Raw genomic sequence first — 18,920 nt, 5'->3', positions numbered from 1 at the left:
CTCCCTGGACTCCGAACGCGACCTCGCCAACTACTTGATAGCAGATGCGGTGCAGCCCGGCAGCGTGGCCGGGACGCGCCGCAGAACGAGCGGAGGTGACGATGCCGCTCCCTACGCATGGGGACGAAAAATATCGGAACAGCGAGAAGCTGGCCGAGGCCAAGGATTGGCCGCTCCTCGGCATCGAGCATCGCAAGTTCGAGGCCGGCCGTCAGGCCACGCCCGTTCCGATCTGCAACGAGCTCGTCTTGCTGCTGTCGGGCGGCGGGATCGTGAACCGGACCGGCAATGGCGAATCGCAACAGAGCCTGGCCCGTCCCGGCATGACCTATCTCGTCCCGGTGGGAACGCAGGAGAGCCATCTCGAACTCTCCGATCGAATGGAGTGTCTTCATCTCTATCTTCCGCCGACGCTCATCGACCAGAGCGCGCTGGCCGACTTCGATGTCGATCCGGCGAAGGTGGAGATCGCCTATGCGGACGCCCTGGCCGACCAGGTGATCTTCCAGATCTGCTCGCCGCTTCGCGATCTGCTGCATCGGCCGCGCCAGCCGACCGACGCGCTGTTCGTCGAAGGGCTCCAGACCGCGCTCGCGGCCCATCTGCTTGGCCATTACACGATCGATCGCTGGCGTCCCCCGGAGAAATCGCCCGCGCTCGCTCCGCGCAGGCTGCAGCGCGTGCTCGACTACATCGAGGCGTCGCTCGGCACCGACATCAGGCTCGACGAGCTGGCCGCGCATGCCTGTCTCAGCCCGTTTCATTTCTGCCGGCTGTTTCGCGAGGCGACCGGGCTGTCGCCGCACCGCTACGTGACCGATCGCCGCGTTCAGGCGGCGCGGCACGCGCTCGCGTGCAATAGCGCATCGCTGGTCGACATCGCCCTGGAGTTCGGTTTCGGCTCGCAGGCCAATTTCACCCGCGTGTTCCGCAAGGCGACGAATCTCACGCCGGGACAATATCGCGAGCTGTGCTGCGGTCCGGCGCAAGCAAGAGGCGGTGGTTGTTCGCCGGAACAGCGCAGGGATTGCACATGATACCGCAGGATTCGGAAATACCGCCCGGCCTCGGCGCGGCAATGTCGCCGTGCGCCCGGGCCGTCGCTTCGCGCCTTTCGGCACCGGCCATCTGAGTGGAGGACCCATCGACATGATCGAGCTGACGGTCAACGGAACCAGGCATCAGGTCGACGTCGCGCCCGAGATGCCGTTGCTCTGGGTGCTGCGTGACGAACTCGGGATCACCAGTGCCAAATTCGGTTGCGGGGTGGCTCAGTGCGGCGCCTGCACCGTCCACATCAATGGATCGGCCGTGCGTTCCTGTCAGTCGCGGATCGGCGACCTCGCAGGCAAGTCGGTGGTCACCATCGAGGGGCTCGCCGGGCGGGATCAGAATCCGGTCGTGCAGGCGTGGATCGAGCATCAGGTGCCGCAATGCGGCTACTGCCAGACCGGCCAGATCATGCAGGCCATCTCGCTGCTCCAGCGGATCCCCAAGCCGACCGACGACCAGATCGATCAGGTCATGTCCGGCAATCTGTGCCGGTGCGGCACCTACCCGCGCATTCGCGCCGCGATCCACGCGGCGGCGGCAAGAAAAATGGCGGAGAAGTGAGATGGGCAGCGTGCAGAGTGTTTCCCGTCGGGCCTTCATCGTCGGCGCCGCGGCCACGGCCGGGGGCGTTGCGTTCGGCAGCTACGGCGCAGCGACGCAGGCGGCCCCGTCGGCCAATGGCAACCCGCTGACCGCGGGACTCGGGCCTAATTCGGTGACCTTCAATCCATGGGTCGAGATCAGCCCCGACAAGATCACCCTCATCGCCCAGCACGCCGATATCGGTCAGGGCACCGGCTCGGTGCAGCCGATGATGATCGCCGAGGAGATGGACCTCGATCCCGGCCAGTTCGAGATCCGCTTTGCGGGGCCGAGCCCGGCCTATTTCAACACGGGCTTCAAGGAGGAGCTCGCGCCGTTCCTGGCTGCCGACCAGAGCCCGGCCGCCGAAGAGGCGCGGGCCGCCGCGCTCGAAAATCTCCGAAAGTCCGGACTGCAGATGACCGGCGGGTCGAGCACGATTCCTGATACCTACGAAAAACTGCGGATTGCGGGCGCGGTGGCGCGCGAAACGTTGAAGGCCGCTGCTGCCAAGCGTACCGGCGTGGCCGTCGCCGATCTCCGGACGCAGTCCGGCCATGTGGTCCTGCCGAGCGGCGCACGGGTCGCCTATGTCGATCTCGCCGCGGATGCGGCAAACATTGCGCCGGTGCTCGATGCAAAGCCGCGTGACCCATCGACGTGGCGGATGCTGGGCAAGCCGATGATGCGCCTCGATGTCCGGTCGAAGGTGCTGGGCGAGCTGAAGTTCGGCATCGACATGAGACTGGACGGCATGCTGTACGCCGCGGTCAAGCTCAATCCCAACAAGGGCCAGCCGCTGAAATCCTATGATGCCGCCAAGGCGCAGGCGATGCAGGGGGTGAAGGCGATCCTTCGTCTCAAGAACGGTGTCGCGGCGATCGCGACCAACAGCTGGTACGCGATGAAGGCGGTCGACACGATCGATTGCGAGTGGACGCCGTCGACCTATCCCGCCGAGCAGGCCGATCACTGGAGGACGCTCGAGCGCTCGTTCAAGCCCGAATTCCTGGGCAAGGAGTGGCGCAAGATCGGCGATATCGACGCCGGCTTGAAAGCCGGCAAGCCGATCCAGGCCGAGTACCGCGCGCCCTATGTCGGTCACCAGCCGCTGGAGCCGCTCAACGGGGTCGCCGTCGCATCCGATGCGGGGATGGAGATCTGGGTCGCCCACCAGAGCCCCCAGGCGGTCCAATCCATCGCGGCAGCAACGGCCGGGCTCAAGCCGGAGCAGGTGACCTTCCACAATCAATGGGCCGGCGGCAGCTTTGGTCATCGTCTCGAATTCGAGAACGTCCGGGCGCTGGCCGAGATCGCAAGCCAGATGCGGGGAACGCCGATCAAGCTGGTGTTCTCGCGCGAGGAGGATTTTCTCCAGGACATCCCGCGGCAGATCGCGATCGCCCGCCACAAGGGCAGCGTGGCCAAAGGCAAGATCGTCGCGCTCGATCTGCAATTGGCGGCGACGGCGCCGTTCAAGGGGCTGCTCGAGCGCATGGGATCGCCCTTGAAGGAGCCCGATGCACAATTGGCCGCCGGCCTGTGGAACGTCTACTACGACATCCCGAACTTTCGTGCCACGACCTACGAGGCGCAAGGCCTGTCGCCCAGCACGACCTGGCGCTCGGTCGGCGCGTCCGCGGGCGGCTTCTTCACCGAGAGCTTCATCGACGAACTGATCCATGCGGCCGGCCTAGATCCAATGAAGGCGCGCATCGAGATGTGCGCGGTGCCGACCTATCGCAAGGTACTGGAGACCGTCGCAGAGATGTCGAATTGGACGGGACCGCTCGGCAAGGGCAGGGGTCGCGGCGTCGCGTTCGTCGAATCCTTCGGCACGCCCGTGGCCGAGGTCGTCGAGGTCACGGCAACCAGCCGGGGCATCCGGATCGACAAGGTCTGGGCCGCGGTGGATGTCGGGAAGATCATCGATCCCGTCAATTTCGAGAGCCAGGTGCAGGGCGGCATCGTCTGGGGGCTGGGCCACGCGATCAATTGCGAACTCACTTATGCCAAGGGCGCGGTCCAGCAGACCAACTACAACCATCACGAAGCGATGCGCATGTACCAATGCCCCGTCATCGAGGTGCGCGGGCTCGAGAACGACCCCAAGGTCCGGGGCGTCGGAGAGCCGCCGGTGCCGCCGGTCGCGCCCGCGCTCGCGAACGCGATCTTCGCCGCGACCGGAAAGCGCATCCGCGAAATGCCGTTCGACAAATTCATCGATTTCGTGTGAGGCGGATCATGAAGCGCTCTGTGATTGCGATGGTCATCGCGGCGTCGTCGGTCGCCGCCCTCACGGGCATCGTCGCTGCCAAGGACGAAGCTACCAAGGACGACGCCGCGAAGGACGTGCTGCCGCGGGGCAGCGTCAGCCGGACGCAGGGCCTGGAGGCCTGGAAGCGGATCGAGGCGGTGATCACCCACCCGCGCTGCGCCAATTGCCATGTCGATGCCAAGGCGATTCCGATATGGACGCCGGCCGGCGAGAGCAAGCCGCGCGTGCATGGCATGAACATCCACGGCGGAGACAGCCGCGCCGGCGCCGAGGCGGCGCCGTGCGGGACGTGTCACATGACCTCGGCGATGCCGAACGATCCTGCGCCGGCGCCGCCGCGCGCCGGCATCGATTGGCAGCTCGCCCCGGTCGCGTTCATCTGGTTCGGCAAGAGCGGCGCCGAGATCTGTGCCCAGTTGAAGGATCCCCAGCGCAACGGTGGCCGCGATGCCGCCGGCCTCGTCGAACATCTGCGGCACGACGCCTCGCAGAACGGCTTCATCCCGCGCGGATGGGCGCCCGGGGCCGGCCGCTCGACACCACCCGGGACATTCGAGGATCACGTCAAGGACGTGGCCCTGTGGGGCGCCGCCGGGCAGCCCTGTCCGAAGTGACGGCGCGCTGACGACCTACCGCCACGGCACCACCGACCGCCGCTCGAACACCTCGCGGAACTGGCGGGTCGATTCCGGCAGCAGCGCGCCGCTGTCCCAGTCGAGGATGACGGCATGCTGGCGGATCGCGTCCATCGCGTCGAGCTCGCCATTGCGATAGCGCGCGGCAACGATCTCCGGATCGAGCCTGGCGTTGGCGACGCGCTCGGCGCGGATCTTGTCCCGCAGCGCCTGTGTGGCCGGCAGGTCGACCTCGTAGTCGCACAGCTCGGCGTCGATCGTCCGCACCACCACGCCGTAGTCCTTCGCCGCGCGCGCCACCGAGACGTAGTCGTCCTTGATATCCTCCACCACGGCCTCGGGATCGCGGAGCAGCGGATCGCCGAAGCCGCCGCCGCCGGCGGTGGGGCGCGAGAACTCGTCGCCTTCGCCGATCGGCACGTCGGAGAAGATCGAGCCGAGCCGTTCCTCTTTCTCGTGGCCGGCGCGATGCAGAGTGAGGCCGTGGGGCATGGAGGGCAGGCCGCCTTCGATGCCCCACACCACCGCGCGCTCGCGGTCGCAGATGTAGGAGATGACGGTCTTCTCGGCCTCCAGCATGCGCGAGGTCTTGAGCACGCCGGCGCCGCCGCGCCACCGTCCGGGGCCGGGCGAGTCGGTGAGGATCTCGCAGGCCGTGGTCAGGATCGGGTTGGCGCGTTCCTGGCCTTCGATCGGCTGCGACATCAGTCCGGTGCCGAAGCAGGCGGTGGTGACGTTGCTGCCGTCCTTGCCGTTGCGGCCGCCCCAGCCGCCGGGCAGCCAGTCGTAGAACATGAAGATCGGCTTGTCGGCGGTGCGGCCGTCGAGGCCGCCGGTGAGCAGATATTCGAGATTGAAGGCGCAGGCAAGCGCGCGCTCGGGCATCAGCTTCGACCACATCTCGTAGATCGAGTTCATGATCTTCTCGAACGGCATCAGGAAGCCGGTAACCGCGATCGGCCATCTGGCGTCGACGATCGAGCCTTCGGGGGCGATGATGTCGAAGCAGCGGTAGAAGCCGGAATTGAGCGGCAGATCGGGGAAGAACGTCTTCATGCCGGCCGCCACCGCCGAGAACGTGGCGCCGAAGGCGGAGTTGTAGATCGAGCCGATGGTCGGATGGCTGCCGGTGAAGTCGTAGGTGACGCGGTCGCCCTTGATGGTCATCCTGATCCGGATCGGGATCATGCCTTCGCCGCCGGCCGGATCGCGGTCGATGAAATCGACCGTCTCCCAGGTGCCGTCGGGCAGCGCCGCGATGCGCTGGCGCGCCGAGCGCTCGACATAGTCCTGCACGGCCGCGAGGCCCGTCTCGACGGTGTCGCGGCCATATTTGTTGACCAGCCGCAGGATCTCGCGCTCGCAGACCTGGGTCGCCTGCGCCTGGGCCTGGATGTCGCCGATGATGGAAGCGGGATCGCGCGTGTTCGAGGCGATCAGATGCGCGACGTCCTTGCAGAAGCGCCCCTTGTCGAACAGCCGCACCGGGGTGATGCGCAAGCCTTCCCGGAACATTTCGCGCGCGGCGACGTCGAACGAGCCGGGCACGCTGCCGCCGACATCCGACCAGTGCCCGTTCGACTGGCTGAAGGCGATGATTTCGCCATCGGCAAAAATGGGTCGGATCAGCCGGACGTCGGAGAAATGCGTGCCGCCGGCATAGGGATCGTTGATGGCAAACACGTCGCCCTCGTGCATGTCGCCCTCGAAATGGCGCATCACCTCCTGGCAGGTGAAGTGCAGCGTGCCGACATGGACGGCGATGTCCTGATTGCCTTGCGCGGCGCATTCGCCCTTGGCGTCGTGCAGCGCGCTGGAGAAGTCGTGATTGTAGATCACGAAGGAGTAGCAGGTGCGCAGCACCTGCTCGCCCATCTGGTCGACGCTGGTGATGAAGGAGTTCTTCAGCACCTCGAAGGTCACGGGATCGAGCGCCAGATCTTTAGCCATGGCGTCACTCCTTCACGCGGATGATGATGTTGAGATATTTGTCGACCTCGGCCGTCGCTCCCGGCGGCACCACGGTGGTGGCGTCGATCTGCTCGACGATGGCAGGACCCCGGAAGCTGAAGCCGCACGGCAGCTGCTCGCGTTCGAACACCGGCGTGTCATGCGCCTCACCCTCGAACCAGACCGGTCGCCTCGTGACCGGCTCGGGCGTAACCCCGGTGGGTCCGTGCACGGCAAATCCCGCCTTGGGCACGATGCCGACGGCCTTCAGATTGAGCCGGAAGAAGCTGACCGGCGCGCTGTCGCGGCGGAAATTATACTCGCGCTGGTGCTCGACATGAAAGCTGTCGACGAGATCTTCGATCGCCCCCAGCGGCCGCGGCGCATTGACCGCGAGGGAGCGCCACTGGCCGCGATACATCATGTCGATCGAGCGCTGCAGCACGATGTTCTCCGATGCTACGCCTTCATGGGTGAGGCGATCCAGCGCCTCCTGCTCGATCGCGGCAAACTGCGCCTCGATGGCAGCCGGATCGGCCGCCGCCGCATCGACCATGCAGCTCTGCGAGAAGTCGTGCTGCATGTCGACGAGCAGGCAGCCAAGCGCGGAGGTGACGCCCGGATTGGGCGGCACGATCACGACGGGAATGGCAAGCTCGCGGGCGACGTCGACGCCATGCAGCGCGCCGGCGCCGCCGAACGCGACCAGCGCGAAATCGCGCGGATCATAGCCGCGGCTGATCGAGATCAGCCGGACGGCATCGGACATGTTGGCGTTGGCGACCTTGAGGATGGCGTCGGCCGCTTCATGCACGCCGAGCCCGAACGGTTTGGCGACGCCGTCCTCCACCGCCTGGCGGGCGAGCGCGGGATCGAGCATCACCTTGCCGCCCGCGAGACTGGTGCCGAGCCGGCCGAGCGTGACGCTGGCGTCGGTGTTGGTCGGCTGCGGATTGCCGTTGCCGTAGCAGGCCGGGCCCGGATAAGCGCCCGCCGATTGCGGGCCGTTGCGCAAGGAGCCGGCGGGATCGGTCCAGGCCAGCGATCCGCCGCCGGCGCCGATGGTCAGCACCTCGATCGAGGCGAAGCGGATCGGATAGCCGAACTCGACATACCAGTCCTTGGTGATGCGCGACTGGCCCTCATAGGCCAGCGACACGTCGGTCGAGGTGCCGCCCATGTCCAGCCCGATCGAATGCGGATAGCCGCACAGGCTCGCGATGGTGCGGCTGGCGATGGCGCCGGCGGCAATGCCGGAGCCGGCGAGGCGGGCGGCAAAATCCTTGACGCTGGCCGGCGTCATCACGCCGCCGCCGGTGTGCAGCAACAGCAGATCGCGGGTGTAGCCATCCTTGGCGAGGCGCTCGCCGAGCCTCGTGGTGTAGTCGACCACGACCGGGCTGACGACGGCGTTGGCGACCGTGGTCGAAAACCGCTCGTGCTCGAAGATCTCGGGCAGCACCTGCGAGGAGATCGAGACCGGCACGTCAGGCATCGCCTCGCGCAGGATCGCGCGCATCGCGCGCTCGTTCTCGCCATTGAGATAGGCATTCATGAAGCACACGGCGACCGCCGCCACGTTGCGGCGCTTGAGGATGCGCGCGACCTCGCGGGCCGCCTCGACATCGAGCGGCTCGATCACGCGGCCGGCAGCATCGACGCGTTCGGGCACGGTGAGCCGGTCGCGCCGCGGCACGTAGGGCTTCACGACGTCCTTGTAGGTGTCCCAGAGATCCTCCTTGTTGGCGCGCCGGATCTCGATGACGTCGCGGAACCCCTTGGTGGTGACCACTGCGGTGCGCGGCAGCCGGCGGGTGATGAGGGCGTTGGTCGCCACGGTCGTGCCATGCGAGAACAGCGCGACCTCGGCGAGGTCGATACCGGCCTTGGCGACGCCGCCCATGATGCCATCGATGGGATCCGGCGTGGAGGATGTCTTCTCGACGCGGATCAGGCCCGTCGTCTCGTCCATGATGCAGATGTCGGTGAAGGTGCCGCCGACGTCGACGGCCACGCGGATGGTCTGCACGATGCAAGGTCCTTTCGAACGCGCCAGGCGGGCGTCGCGGCAGTTTCGCGGGTTTGGTCGGAACCACGGTTCAGCGGGCCGAACGATCGCTCGTGCTGCGGACGTGGCGGGTTCGACAGGGATTATGCGCACGACCCCGATTGGGGGCTTGACGCAGAGTGCAGGAAAATTTGCGCCAGAGAGCACTGGGGCCCCAATTCTTAGCCGCAGCTGGTGATGTCGGGCCTGCCCTAGATAGCCGTCGTCGGGATGGGCGCTTCGCGTAACTGCGCCATACGGCAATTTTGGTTGTGAGTTATCTTCGGGTATGATGAAATCCGCCTATGAACGCGAGAATTCCTTCACTGGCCGCTCTGATCGTACTGCTACTGGCTTCGGCGTCTATCTCATATGCGCAAACGGAAAGTGTTGGCGCTCAGGCAGACGCTCGCCAAGCGTGGATAAAGAAGATTTTCATACTGTTAGTGAGCAAGAAAGCATTGCCGCCCGGGGCGGCCGGTCAAAGTGGCACGGCCAAGGTCAAGTTTGTCATTGATCGGCAGGGGAAACTGATTTCCAGAGAACTGGTGGAAAGCGCCGGCTCCGAGATACTCGATACGGCGGCCCTAACTCTGATTGAACGAGCGGAGCCGTTTCCGGAGCCGCCCGCAGAGGTGAGGGACGATAGCTTCACCTTCACAGTCCCCATCAAGTTTGCCAGCAGGAAGCAGTTGCCCTGGGCAGTCGGACAATGGCCTGCCGAGTGGGTCGACGAGCAGAAGAAGATTAATTCGAAAATTCACGGTATCTGCCGTGGCTGCTGAAGCGTGAGTGAAACTCACGCGCAGCGACGTGCTATCCTTTAGCGCTCGATGATCGTATTGCTGCACCCCGGCCGGATGTTTGCAATTGGCCCGACTCGGACTACCCAGGCTGCGCTTGGGATGTCCGTACTGGGCTGCTCGCGTCGTCGTGGGACTCGGCCGGCGGTCTCTGCTTCACGGCGGCCGGCTGACATATTGAAAGATCGCACGTGTGAGGGCTTGCCCGACGGGCGACTCGATCGAGCGCGCGATGATCAGATTGGGGCCGTGCGTGGCTGTTGCGTCATCTCGGAGCAGCGAAATCGTCTACGATAGAAAAATATTCCGCCAGTGGTTTCAATGCGTTGATTGCGGTCCTGCCCTGCAGGGCCCAATGTTCGTGTTGCGTTTTATCAGAAATTGATGTTCACTGCCTCCATCCTGCCTCATCGACGAGGGGCGTTTCGCGATCGTCACGATGCGTGGAGGCGGGGAGCGATGGCCGTTGCGGTGTCGGGCGCGCTTGCGCGCAGACGACTGGTGCCGTGGCGGACGGTCAAGCCGTGTGGTCCTGATACCCCGACGCTGGTATCAAGTTTGCGAGGATGCCTGAGGGTATCGCGCAGGTGATGGTGGCCAAAGAGCCGGTGCACCAGGGAGAGCACGGAGTACGCCGTAGCCCGTCGCGCGGGGAAGGCCGGATGTCCGGCTGAACCTGTGGTGACTACCGCGTGCGTGTTGCGCGCAGCCATGGGTGCGGCCAGCGCCCGGCCTTCCTCGCGCCCTCTCATTGATGAGGGCGATCGTTTCGCAAAGCTCGGACGCGCATCGCGCCGCGAGAACGAGAATGCGTGTACTGCATTGATCAGAGACGCAGATCACGTGTCGGCTCGGCTCGCTTCTCGTCTCCGTGGAGAAAGCTTTTCAACCCTCACCCTGAGGAGCTCGCCTTCAGGCGGGCGTCTCGAAGGGCGAGGCCCCAGCTCGGCCTCATGGTTCGAGACGCGCCGCGAGCTTGCAGCCTGCTACAACGGCCTACTGACAGCCGCGGCGCTCCTCACCATGAGGGGCAAAAGCCGAGGCACTGCACACCGGACCATGAACACGCCGAGAGGCGTGTTCATGGAGAGGGTCAAAAGCCAAGGCGGCACTGCACACCGGACCATGAACACGCCGACGGCGTGTTCATGGAGAGATCCCGCGGCGGGGCGGCCGCTGTACATCGGACCATAAACACTCTGTCCGCGTGTTCATGGAGAGCAATCTTATGGAGAAGTGGGAAACCAATCGACCTCGCCGCGGGCACGACGGCCGTGACTGCGCCCTCGCCCCCTAGGCGAAGCGAAGCTTCGCCACGGTGGGAGAGGGCATGTACGGCATCTCAACGACCTCGGTTGGGTGAGGGGTCTGTCTCAACGAGTCGCGCTCGCGGAGAGAACCCCTCACCCGACCGAGCCTGCGGATCAGCCGGCGATGCCCTCTCCCACCCTGGCGAAGCTTCGCTTCGCCTTGGGGGCGAGGGCACTGCATTGTGCAGCGGTGCGGAGGTGGCGAACGCACGGGCCGACGATACGGCCCGTGCATGCTCCGCCTCAGCCCTCCGGCATGCCGGCATTCACCCAATCGGTGACGTCGTCGAGCGTCGCGGAGAAGCGCTTCAGCAGCTCGTCGACCTGCGCGGTCGTGATGATCATCGGCGGACAGATCGCGATGCTGTCGCCGACGTTGCGGATGATCAGGCCGTGCTGGTGGGCGGTGTCGAAGAACTTCAACCCGACCTTGCCGAACGGCTCGAAGCGGGCCTTGGTCGCCTTGTCCGCGACCAGCTCGACCGCCGCAATCAGGCCGCGGCCGCGGACCTCGCCGACCAGCGGATGGTCGGCCAGGCGGGCGAGCTTCTCATGCAGGTAGGCGCCGACTTCGGCGGCGTTGGCGACGAGGTTGCGCTCCTCGATGATCGCCAGATTTTCGAGCGCCACTGCGGTGGCGACCGGATGGGCGCTCGCCGTATAGCCGTGGCCGAAGGTGCCGAGCCGGTCGGACTGGTCGGCCATCGCCTGGTACATCTTGTCGCTGATCAGCACCGCAGCCAGCGGCTGGTAGGACGAGGTGATCTGCTTGGAGCAGACCAGGATGTCGGGCTTGATGCCAAAGCTGTCGCAGCCGAACAGGGTGCCGAGCCGGCCGAAGCCGTTGATGACCTCGTCGGCGACGACCAGCACGTCGTATTTGCGGCAGACCTCCTGCATGCGCTGCCAGTAGTTCACCGGCGGCACGATCACGCCGCCGGCGCCCATCAGCGGCTCGCCGATGAAGGCCGCGACCGTATCCGGGCCCTCGCTGAGGATCAGGTCCTCGAGCTCCTTGGCCAGCCGCTCGGTGAACGCCTCCTCGCTCTCGCCGGGCAGGCCGAAGCGGTAGTAATGCGGGCAGGTGAGGTGTTTGGCGAACGGCAGCGGCAGGTCGAAGCCGCGCTGATTGGCCTGCAGGCCGGTGAGGCTGCCGGCGGCGATGGTGATGCCGTGATACGCCCCCTGGCGGGCGATGAACTTCTTCTTGTCGGTCCGGCCGAGCGCGTTGTTGTAGTACCAGACGAACTTGATGGCGGAATCGTTGGCTTCGCCGCCGGAGCTGGTGAAGAACACGTGCTTGAGATTGGCCGGCGCCATCGACACCAGCTTCTCGGCCAGCAGGGTCGAGGGCTCGTGGGTCTTGTGCGCGAAGATGTGATAGTAGGGCAGCTTGGCCATCTGGCGCGTCGCGGCCTCGACCAGGCGCTTCTCGCCGAAGCCGACGCCGACGCTCCACAGCCCCGCGAGACCCTCGATATATTCGCGCCCCTCGTCGTCATAGACATAGATGCCGGAGCCGCGGTCGATCACGATCGGGCCGAGGCGCTCGTGCCGCCGCAGATTGGTCGCGGGATGGATCTGGTGGGCGATGTCTTTGCTGTGCAGGGAGTTCGTTCGCATGGAAGAGGGGACTTTCTGATGGCGGAAGCGGGCAGTCTATCGCGATCCGGACGGAACGATAACCCCTCACGGGTCGGAAGCGCGATAGGCCGCGCGCGCCTCGCTCGGCGAGCGGCCGAAACGGCTGCGATAATGCCGGCTGAACTGCGCCTGGTCGCCATAGCCCCAGCGATAGGCGATGTCGGCAAGGCTGTCGCGGCACCGGGAGTCGCGCAGCGCCGCGTCGCACGCCGCCAGCCGCTGGTTGCGGATATAGCTGCAGACGGTGATCCCCTCCGCCTCGAAGATCTGGTGCAAATAGCGCAGCGAGATGCCGCAGCGATCCGCCACCCGTTGCGGCGCCAGCCGGACGTCGTGCAAATGGGTCCGGATGAAGTGCTCGCAGCGATGCAGATGCGCATTGCGGACCGGCGAAGCGTGGCCCGTAAGCAGGCGCTCATCGGCCTCCACCGCCATCGCCAGCAGTTCGATGAGGTGCGTGCCCGTCACGGCGCGCGCGGCATCGCTCATCTCGTCGAGGCGCATGGCAGCAATGCGCAGCGTGTCGACGAACAGCGCGCCGACCCCGCGCGTGGCATCGAATTGCAGGGTCGCCAGCCGCTCCGGATGAGCGATTCGGGTGCGCAGCACCGCGCTCGGGATCTTCATCACCCAGAGCGCGGCCGGATCGCGATGGCTGAATTCGTAAGGCAAATGGCTGCGCTCGACGAGAAAGGCGCCCGGGCCGCAGCGGACATCCTTGCCGTCCTGCACGAAGCGGATTTCGCCGCGGTCCGGCACCGTGATCAGAAAACTCTCCTCGCGCTCGGCGACGAGATGATGCTGTTGGCGCCGATAGAGCAGGCCGTCGGAGACGTTGCGCGACACCGAGAGCGGGCCGAGCGACCACGCCTGCAGATGGCCGTCGAGATTGCTGCCGCTGGCAAAGCGCAGGTCGAGCGGGAAGTAGGTCTGCGAGACGATGTCCTGCCAGAACTGACGCCGGTCGTGGCGGGGAATATCGCTGGTCGTGTAACTCGTCCGCATCGCATGGACTCCCTGTTGAACAGCAACGTGGGCAGGGCAGGCTTCAGGCAGCGTCTAGGTTTCCGATGCTCGATGCGGGCGCACCAGATTGTCATCCCAGCGATCGGAGATGTGCGGGAAAGTGAGCTCGGGCGTGCGGCCGAGGATCAATCCGAGCACCCGTGGCGGCGTCAGCGGCAGTTCCTGGACGCGCTTGCCGGTGGCATTGGCGACCGCGCAGGCGATCGTGGCGCCGACATTGAGGATCGGCACTTCGCCGGCGCCCTTGGTGCCGAGCGGTCCCGCCGAGGGCGCGCCTTCGTGCAGGGTGATCTCCACCGGGACGACATCCAGCGCCAGCGGCACGCGGTAGGTCTCGAAGCCGCTCTGGCAGACACGGCCATCGTCGCCGATGGTCACCTCTTCGTGGAGCGCGTAGCCCAGCCCCTGAGTGACGCCGCCCTGGATCTGGCCGCGGATGGCGCGCGGGTTGAGCGCCCTTCCGACATCCTGCACCACCCGGTAGCTCAGGACCTCGACATGGCCGGTGTCGGGATCGACCGCGACCTCGCAATCATGCACGGCGAACACGGGGATTTCGATGGCGTCAATGAAATGCCCCGCCGCGCAGCCGGGCATGGCCGGCACGTGGCCGCCGGTGAATGCGCCGGTGCCCGAGACCGGGCCGAAGGTGGCCTGGGCGCGGGTGGCGACCTCGGCAATCGTTCGGCCCGAACCCGGTGCGCCCGCGATCTCGATGCGGCCGTCGCGCAGCACGAGGTCTTCGGGCGCGGCCTCGATCATCTCGGACGCCATCTTGAGCAGCTTGGCGCGCACCTCCTGCGCCGCCGACAGGCTGGCGGCGCCGAGCGACACCGTAGTGCGGCCGCCGCCGACGCCGACGTCATAGCCGGCGGCATCGGTGTCGGCCGCGCGCACGATGACCTGTCCCGGATCGAGGCCGAGCGTCGCCGCGACGATCTGCGGCAGGCCCTGCATCATCGAGCCCGAGCCGATCTCGACGCCCGACGTGACCAGCGTCGCCGTGCCGTCGGCATTCATGTTCACCGTCGCTGCCGATGGTCCGACGAACACGAACCAGGTGCCGACCGTCGTGGCGCGACCGTGCAGGCGGCCGTCGCTGCGGATGTGCGGAGCAGGCCGCATCTCGGCCATACGGTCGAGCATCGGGCCGAGCACGTTTCCTTCAAAGGTTTGTCCGGTGGCGCCGAGATCGCCGTCGCCGAGCACGTTGCGGCGGCGAAAGGCGACCGGGTCCATGCCGAGCCGCGCCGCAATCTCGTCGGTGTGCCGCTCCAGCGCGAACGTGTTGTAGACACCGTTGCAGGCGCGGAAGGCGCCGTTCGGCGCGGTGTTGGTGTAGACCGCGCGCGACACAAGCCGCACCGATCCGAGCTTGTAGTTGCCGCCGAGCGTATGCGCGGTCATCGTGGTCAGGAAAATCTGCTCGCCGCCATAGGCGCCGCAGTCCATCAGCACCACGGCCTCGCGGCCGACGATCTCGCCGTCTGGTGTCACCGCCGAGCGGATGCGGATCTCGGCGTTCTCGCGGAACAGGCAGGTCAGCATCTCCTCCTCGCGGGAGTTGACGAGGCGCACCGGCCGGCTGCTGGCGCGCGCCAGCAGCGCTGCGAACGGCTCGATCGCGAGATCGAATTTGAGGCCGAAGCCGCCGCCGACCGGCGGCACCGTGACGCGCACCTGCGACGCCGGCACGCCGAGCAGCCGCGCGGTGGCATTGCGGATCGTCCACGGCACCTGGGTCGAGGTCTCCAGGTGAAACCGTCCGTCCTCGTAAGCAGCGACGACGGCGCGCGGTTCGAACGCGACGTGATTTTGCCGGCCGACGCGGAAGCTGCTGTCGACGATCACAACGTCGGGCCGGGCGAAGGCGGCATCGACGTCGCCGCGCACCACGGTGGCCTCCCAGGCGACATTGCCGCCGCGCGCGCCGCCCGGAAACATGACCTCGTAGCTCTCCCAGTCGGGATGGATCAGCGCCGCCTCAGGGGCGAGCGCATCCGCCATGCTGAGCAGCGCTGGCGTCGGCGCGATCTCGACCTCGATCGCCGCAAGCGCGGCGTGCGCCTGCGCCAGCGTATCGGCGGCAACGGCCGCCAGCGGCTCGCCATTGTAGCGGATGACGTCGCGTGCAAACAACGGATGGTCGGCGATGCCGATGCCGATCATGCCGGGCGCGTCAGTAGCGGTCACGATTGCGCGGACGCCGGGCATGCGCGACGCGCGAGAGGTATCGAGCTTGAGAATGCGCCCCGACGCGACATTGGCGCGCAGCACCGCAGCGTGCAGCATGCCCGGCAGATAGCGGTCGACGGTGTAGCGCGTGCGGCCCTGCAGCTTGTCGCGGGCGTCGCGCCGGCGGAAGTCCATCGTGGCGGAGACGTCGGACATCGGAGGCTTGCCTTATGTCTGGATGACGGTGAGCGCCGCCTCGATGATGCGTTCATAGCCGGTGCAGCGGCAGATATTCCCGGTCAACGCGGCCCGGATGTCATCTCGCGTCGCGCCGGGGTTGGTCTCCAGCACGTGCGTCAGGCTCACCACCATGCCGGGGAAGCACATGCCGCACTGGACCGCATCGGCCTCCTCGAGCGCTGCCTGAACCGGCGACAGTGCACTATTGGCGGACAGCCCTTCGGCGGTCCGGACCTCGCAATTCTCCACCAGCGCCAGCGGTGTCAGGCAGGACAGGGCCGGGCTGCCGTCGACCAGCACCATGCAGGCGCCGCAGAATCCTTCGCGGCAGACCGGCTTCGCGCCGGTGAGATGAAACTCCTCGCGCAGGACATCGACGAGAGGCGTGATCGGATCGGCCGACGACGTCAGTCGGTCGCCGTTGATGCTCAAGCTCAGGCCCATCCGCGGCGTCCTCCCATCTCAAGCATGCGTCAGCATTGTTGTGGCCGCACGCCGCACCAGGCTCGGCAGCACGCTGAGGCGATACCAGGCGGGCACCTCGACGCTGTCGCGGCCAGTGAAGTCATCAGTGAAGTCTTGGGCCAACTTCGCCAGCCGCGCCGGCTCGAGTGGATGACCGATGAGTGCGGCTTCCAGCCGCTGCCAGCGGCGTGCGACCGGCTCGACCGAGCCGACGGCGGCGCGCGCCGTCGCGACGCGGCCCGCGGCATCGCAGCTGATGGCGAGGCTGACGATCGCCACCGGATAGTCGCCGGCCTTGCGAAGCGGCAGCCGCGCATGCGCGCTGCTGCGGCCGTGACGCGGCACGATGATCCGAGTGAGCAGGTGACCTGGTGCGAGCGTCGACCTGATGCCGAGAAAACCTTCGAGCGACATCCGCTCGCGTCCGTCGCGCGAACTGATCTCGACCTCGGCATCGAGGCAGAGCAAGGCGGGCACGCAATCCGCCGCGGCGAATGCCGTGGTCGCCAGATTGCCGCCGATCGTGGCGGCGTTGCGGACTGCCGGATTGGCCGAGCTGCCTGCCGCAGTCGCCAGCGCCGCGAATTCCGGCAAACCCTCCAGCGCCGCGGCCAGCTTTGTGTGCGTGACGGCGGCACCGATCTCGATCGTGTCGCTGTCGATCGTAACCGCCGTCAGCTCCGCAATCCTGCCGGTTGCGACGTAGTCGGCGGCCAGCGGCTCATCGCGGATCGGCGACCGCATGATCCAGGTGCCGCCGGCGAAGGCGGCTCCCGTCGGTCCGCGCTCGGCCAGCGCCGCCAGTGCGTCCGGCACCGACCGCGCGACGAACATCGATCCCTTGGCCATTGCGGTCTGCATGACGAGCTACGCCAGCGCCGATCGCAGCTTCGCGGACAGCTCGGCCTTCTCCTTGCGTGCCGCCAGCGCGGTCTCCATGTCGACCTTGATGAACTTGACGGGCGTATTCGGCTGCAACTGTCCGATCAGATCCATGTCGGCGGAGATCACGGCGCCGACCTGGAAATAGCCGCCGCCCGACACCGCGTCCCGATGCAGCACGATCGGCTCGGTGCCGCCGGGCACCTGGATGGAGCCATAGGGGTAGCAGGCATCGGTGATGTTGGAGGGATCGGAGCCGGCGCCGAACGGCGGCTCGCGCGGCACGAAGTCGAGCGGCCTGCCGCCCTTGAAGCGGTAGCCGATGCGGTCGGCTTCGGGGGCGACCTTCCAGGTGTCGCTGAAGAAGCCGATGCCGGCGGCCTCGGTGATGCGGTGCCAATAAAGGCCCGGCATGACGCGCAGTTCGACCGGCATGCCGGCGGGCAGGCCGCGCAGATCGGCCGCGATGCTGCGGCCTTCCTTGGGCGTGGCGGTGGCCGCGCCGACCGGCAGCTCGTCGCCGGCCTCCAGCTTGCGGCCCTTGAAGCCGCCGAGCGCGCCGAGCGCGTAGGTCGAGCGCGAGCCGAGCACGACGGGCACGTCGATGCCGCCGGCCACGGCGATATAGGCGCGCGCGCCCTTCTTGAGGAAGTCGAAGGAGAGCTTCTGTCCGGCCTTCACCTTGAAGGACGACCACGTCTCCTGCGGCACGCCGTCGACTTTCGGCGGCAGCTCCGCGCCGGTGACAGCTACCAGCGCGTCGTCGCCGAATTCGAGCTCGGGTCCCATGAACACGGCTTCGAGCACGGCGGCGCCTTCCGCGTTGCCGACGAGCAGGTTCGCGGCGATCAGCGCGTGCCGGTCCATGCCGCCCGACAGGGGGATGCCGATGTGATAGTAGCCCGGCCGTCCGAGGTCCTGGACCGTCGTCGCCAGGCCAGGCTTCAGAACCTTAATGACCATGCAGAACCCCCTCGAGCTTGCGGTTGTAGCCGTCGATGTCGCGATTGAATTCGGCCAGCGAGAACGACACGTCGCGAATGATGGGCGCGAAGCGTCCGGCATCGACGTCCGCCACCGCGGTGTCATAGGCATCGCGATCGATCGGCTTCCATTTCACGATGTCGCCGGGCTTGAACAGGCACATGAAGTCCCGGAGATAGCTGATGGTCTGGTTGGGATCGTAGATCGGCATCGGCGTGACGCCGTACATCTGATAGCCGCCGGCGCCGCGCACCGAGTAGATGCAGCTGAAGCAGCCGCCATGGCCGATCGTCAGCTTCGGCGTATCGGTGCGCGGTCGCAGATATTTCGGCGCCTGGATCTGCCGCTGCCGCTCGACCATCTGATAGAGGAAGGGCAGGCCGGCGACGAAGCCGACCATCGAGACGAACCACGGCGCGCTGGAATGCGCCTTGATGAAGGCGTCGACGCCGTCGAGATTGTTGATGCGCGCCGAATATTCGAGATCGGTCGCGGTCGGGTCCTGGTGTCGCTCCCTGAACCGCATCAGGGTCTCATGCGTCCACGGATCGTTGTAGAGCACGGGGATCTCGATGATCCGCGTGGCGATCACCGGCTCGGACTTGTCGGCGGCCGCATCCATCCGCTTCAGCTCGGCGAGCAGATCGTCGGGCTTGATGACGTCCGGATCGAACTTCACCTGATAGGACGCATTGGCCGGACAGATTTCGGTGACGCCCTTGATCTTGGCCTCGCGCACGGCGTTGGTGATGAAGAGGCTCTTGAAGAACGCCTCCAGCGACATCGCCTCGTCGACCTCGGCGAAGATGTGCTCGTCGCCACCAAAGGAAAATCTGGTCTGCATGG

At 66.5% G+C, this 18,920-nt stretch carries 14 protein-coding genes; 5 read left to right on the top strand and 9 right to left on the bottom strand.

Annotation, left to right across the window (positions count from 1 at the left end; all coding sequences use genetic code 11):
* The first annotated feature begins 101 nt into the window (after positions 1 to 101).
* From ACQR1B_RS12540 to ACQR1B_RS12525, 4 genes are all read left to right on the top strand, one after another.
* On the top strand, positions 102 to 1,037 hold the full coding sequence (locus ACQR1B_RS12540; protein ID WP_434831801.1) for a helix-turn-helix domain-containing protein: 936 nt from the start codon (positions 102 to 104) through the stop codon (positions 1,035 to 1,037).
* 112 nt (positions 1,038 to 1,149) lie between these two features.
* Entirely contained in the window at positions 1,150 to 1,614 is a 465-nt protein-coding gene (locus ACQR1B_RS12535) for a (2Fe-2S)-binding protein (protein WP_434831802.1), read from the top strand.
* 1 nt (position 1,615) lies between these two features.
* Positions 1,616 to 3,871, top strand: coding sequence for a xanthine dehydrogenase family protein molybdopterin-binding subunit (locus tag ACQR1B_RS12530; protein ID WP_434831803.1), 2,256 nt, complete (start codon positions 1,616 to 1,618; stop codon positions 3,869 to 3,871).
* Positions 3,872 to 3,879: 8 nt separating this feature from the next.
* Complete coding sequence (locus ACQR1B_RS12525) at positions 3,880 to 4,527, top strand: hypothetical protein (protein WP_434831804.1); 648 nt, start codon at positions 3,880 to 3,882, stop codon at positions 4,525 to 4,527.
* Positions 4,528 to 4,542: 15 nt separating this feature from the next.
* Here the strand turns inward: ACQR1B_RS12525 and ACQR1B_RS12520 are convergent, their stop codons facing one another.
* Positions 4,543 to 6,498: a hydantoinase B/oxoprolinase family protein gene (locus ACQR1B_RS12520; protein ID WP_434831805.1), complete on the bottom strand. Its 1,956-nt coding sequence runs from the start codon at positions 6,496 to 6,498 to the stop codon at positions 4,543 to 4,545.
* Between the two features lie 4 nt (positions 6,499 to 6,502).
* Entirely contained in the window at positions 6,503 to 8,527 is a 2,025-nt protein-coding gene (locus ACQR1B_RS12515; protein WP_434831806.1) for a hydantoinase/oxoprolinase family protein, read from the bottom strand.
* Positions 8,528 to 8,850: 323 nt separating this feature from the next.
* Here ACQR1B_RS12515 and ACQR1B_RS12510 point away from each other — a divergent pair, with 323 nt between their 5' ends.
* Entirely contained in the window at positions 8,851 to 9,330 is a 480-nt protein-coding gene (locus ACQR1B_RS12510) for an energy transducer TonB family protein (protein ID WP_434831807.1), read from the top strand.
* 1,571 nt (positions 9,331 to 10,901) lie between these two features.
* On the opposite strand, the gene ACQR1B_RS12505 is transcribed toward ACQR1B_RS12510, so the two are convergent.
* The 7 genes from ACQR1B_RS12505 to ACQR1B_RS12475 form a co-directional block, all read right to left on the bottom strand.
* Positions 10,902 to 12,281, bottom strand: a complete 1,380-nt coding sequence (locus ACQR1B_RS12505) for an aspartate aminotransferase family protein (RefSeq protein ID WP_434831808.1) — start codon at positions 12,279 to 12,281, stop codon at positions 10,902 to 10,904.
* Positions 12,282 to 12,347: 66 nt separating this feature from the next.
* Positions 12,348 to 13,307, bottom strand: coding sequence for a helix-turn-helix domain-containing protein (locus ACQR1B_RS12500; RefSeq protein WP_434831809.1), 960 nt, complete (start codon positions 13,305 to 13,307; stop codon positions 12,348 to 12,350).
* Between the two features lie 54 nt (positions 13,308 to 13,361).
* Positions 13,362 to 15,719 (bottom strand): xanthine dehydrogenase family protein molybdopterin-binding subunit, encoded by a 2,358-nt coding sequence (locus ACQR1B_RS12495; protein WP_434831810.1) that lies wholly within the window; start codon positions 15,717 to 15,719, stop codon positions 13,362 to 13,364.
* A 12-nt stretch (positions 15,720 to 15,731) separates the two neighbouring features.
* Positions 15,732 to 16,187 (bottom strand): (2Fe-2S)-binding protein, encoded by a 456-nt coding sequence (locus ACQR1B_RS12490; protein ID WP_434831811.1) that lies wholly within the window; start codon positions 16,185 to 16,187, stop codon positions 15,732 to 15,734.
* Between the two features lie 18 nt (positions 16,188 to 16,205).
* Positions 16,206 to 17,069 carry an FAD binding domain-containing protein gene (locus tag ACQR1B_RS12485; protein WP_434831812.1) on the bottom strand — a complete coding sequence of 288 codons (864 nt, stop codon included), beginning with the start codon at positions 17,067 to 17,069 and terminating at the stop codon, positions 16,206 to 16,208.
* A 6-nt stretch (positions 17,070 to 17,075) separates the two neighbouring features.
* Complete coding sequence (locus tag ACQR1B_RS12480; protein WP_434831813.1) at positions 17,076 to 18,053, bottom strand: biotin-dependent carboxyltransferase family protein; 978 nt, start codon at positions 18,051 to 18,053, stop codon at positions 17,076 to 17,078.
* The gene (locus ACQR1B_RS12475; RefSeq protein WP_434831814.1) at positions 18,043 to 18,918 is read right to left on the bottom strand and encodes a 5-oxoprolinase subunit B family protein; all 876 of its coding nucleotides are present in this window, start codon (positions 18,916 to 18,918) and stop codon (positions 18,043 to 18,045) included. Before ACQR1B_RS12475 ends, ACQR1B_RS12480 begins: the two co-directional genes overlap by 11 nt.
* Positions 18,919 to 18,920: the final 2 nt, after the last annotated feature.

It is taken from the genome of Bradyrhizobium oligotrophicum (assembly GCF_051168495.1).
In the GTDB taxonomy this organism is placed as follows: Bacteria; Pseudomonadota; Alphaproteobacteria; order Rhizobiales; family Xanthobacteraceae; genus Bradyrhizobium; species Bradyrhizobium oligotrophicum_A.
The sequence above is the reverse complement of the archived record's forward strand: the minus strand, read 5'-3'. Positions and strand labels throughout refer to the sequence as shown.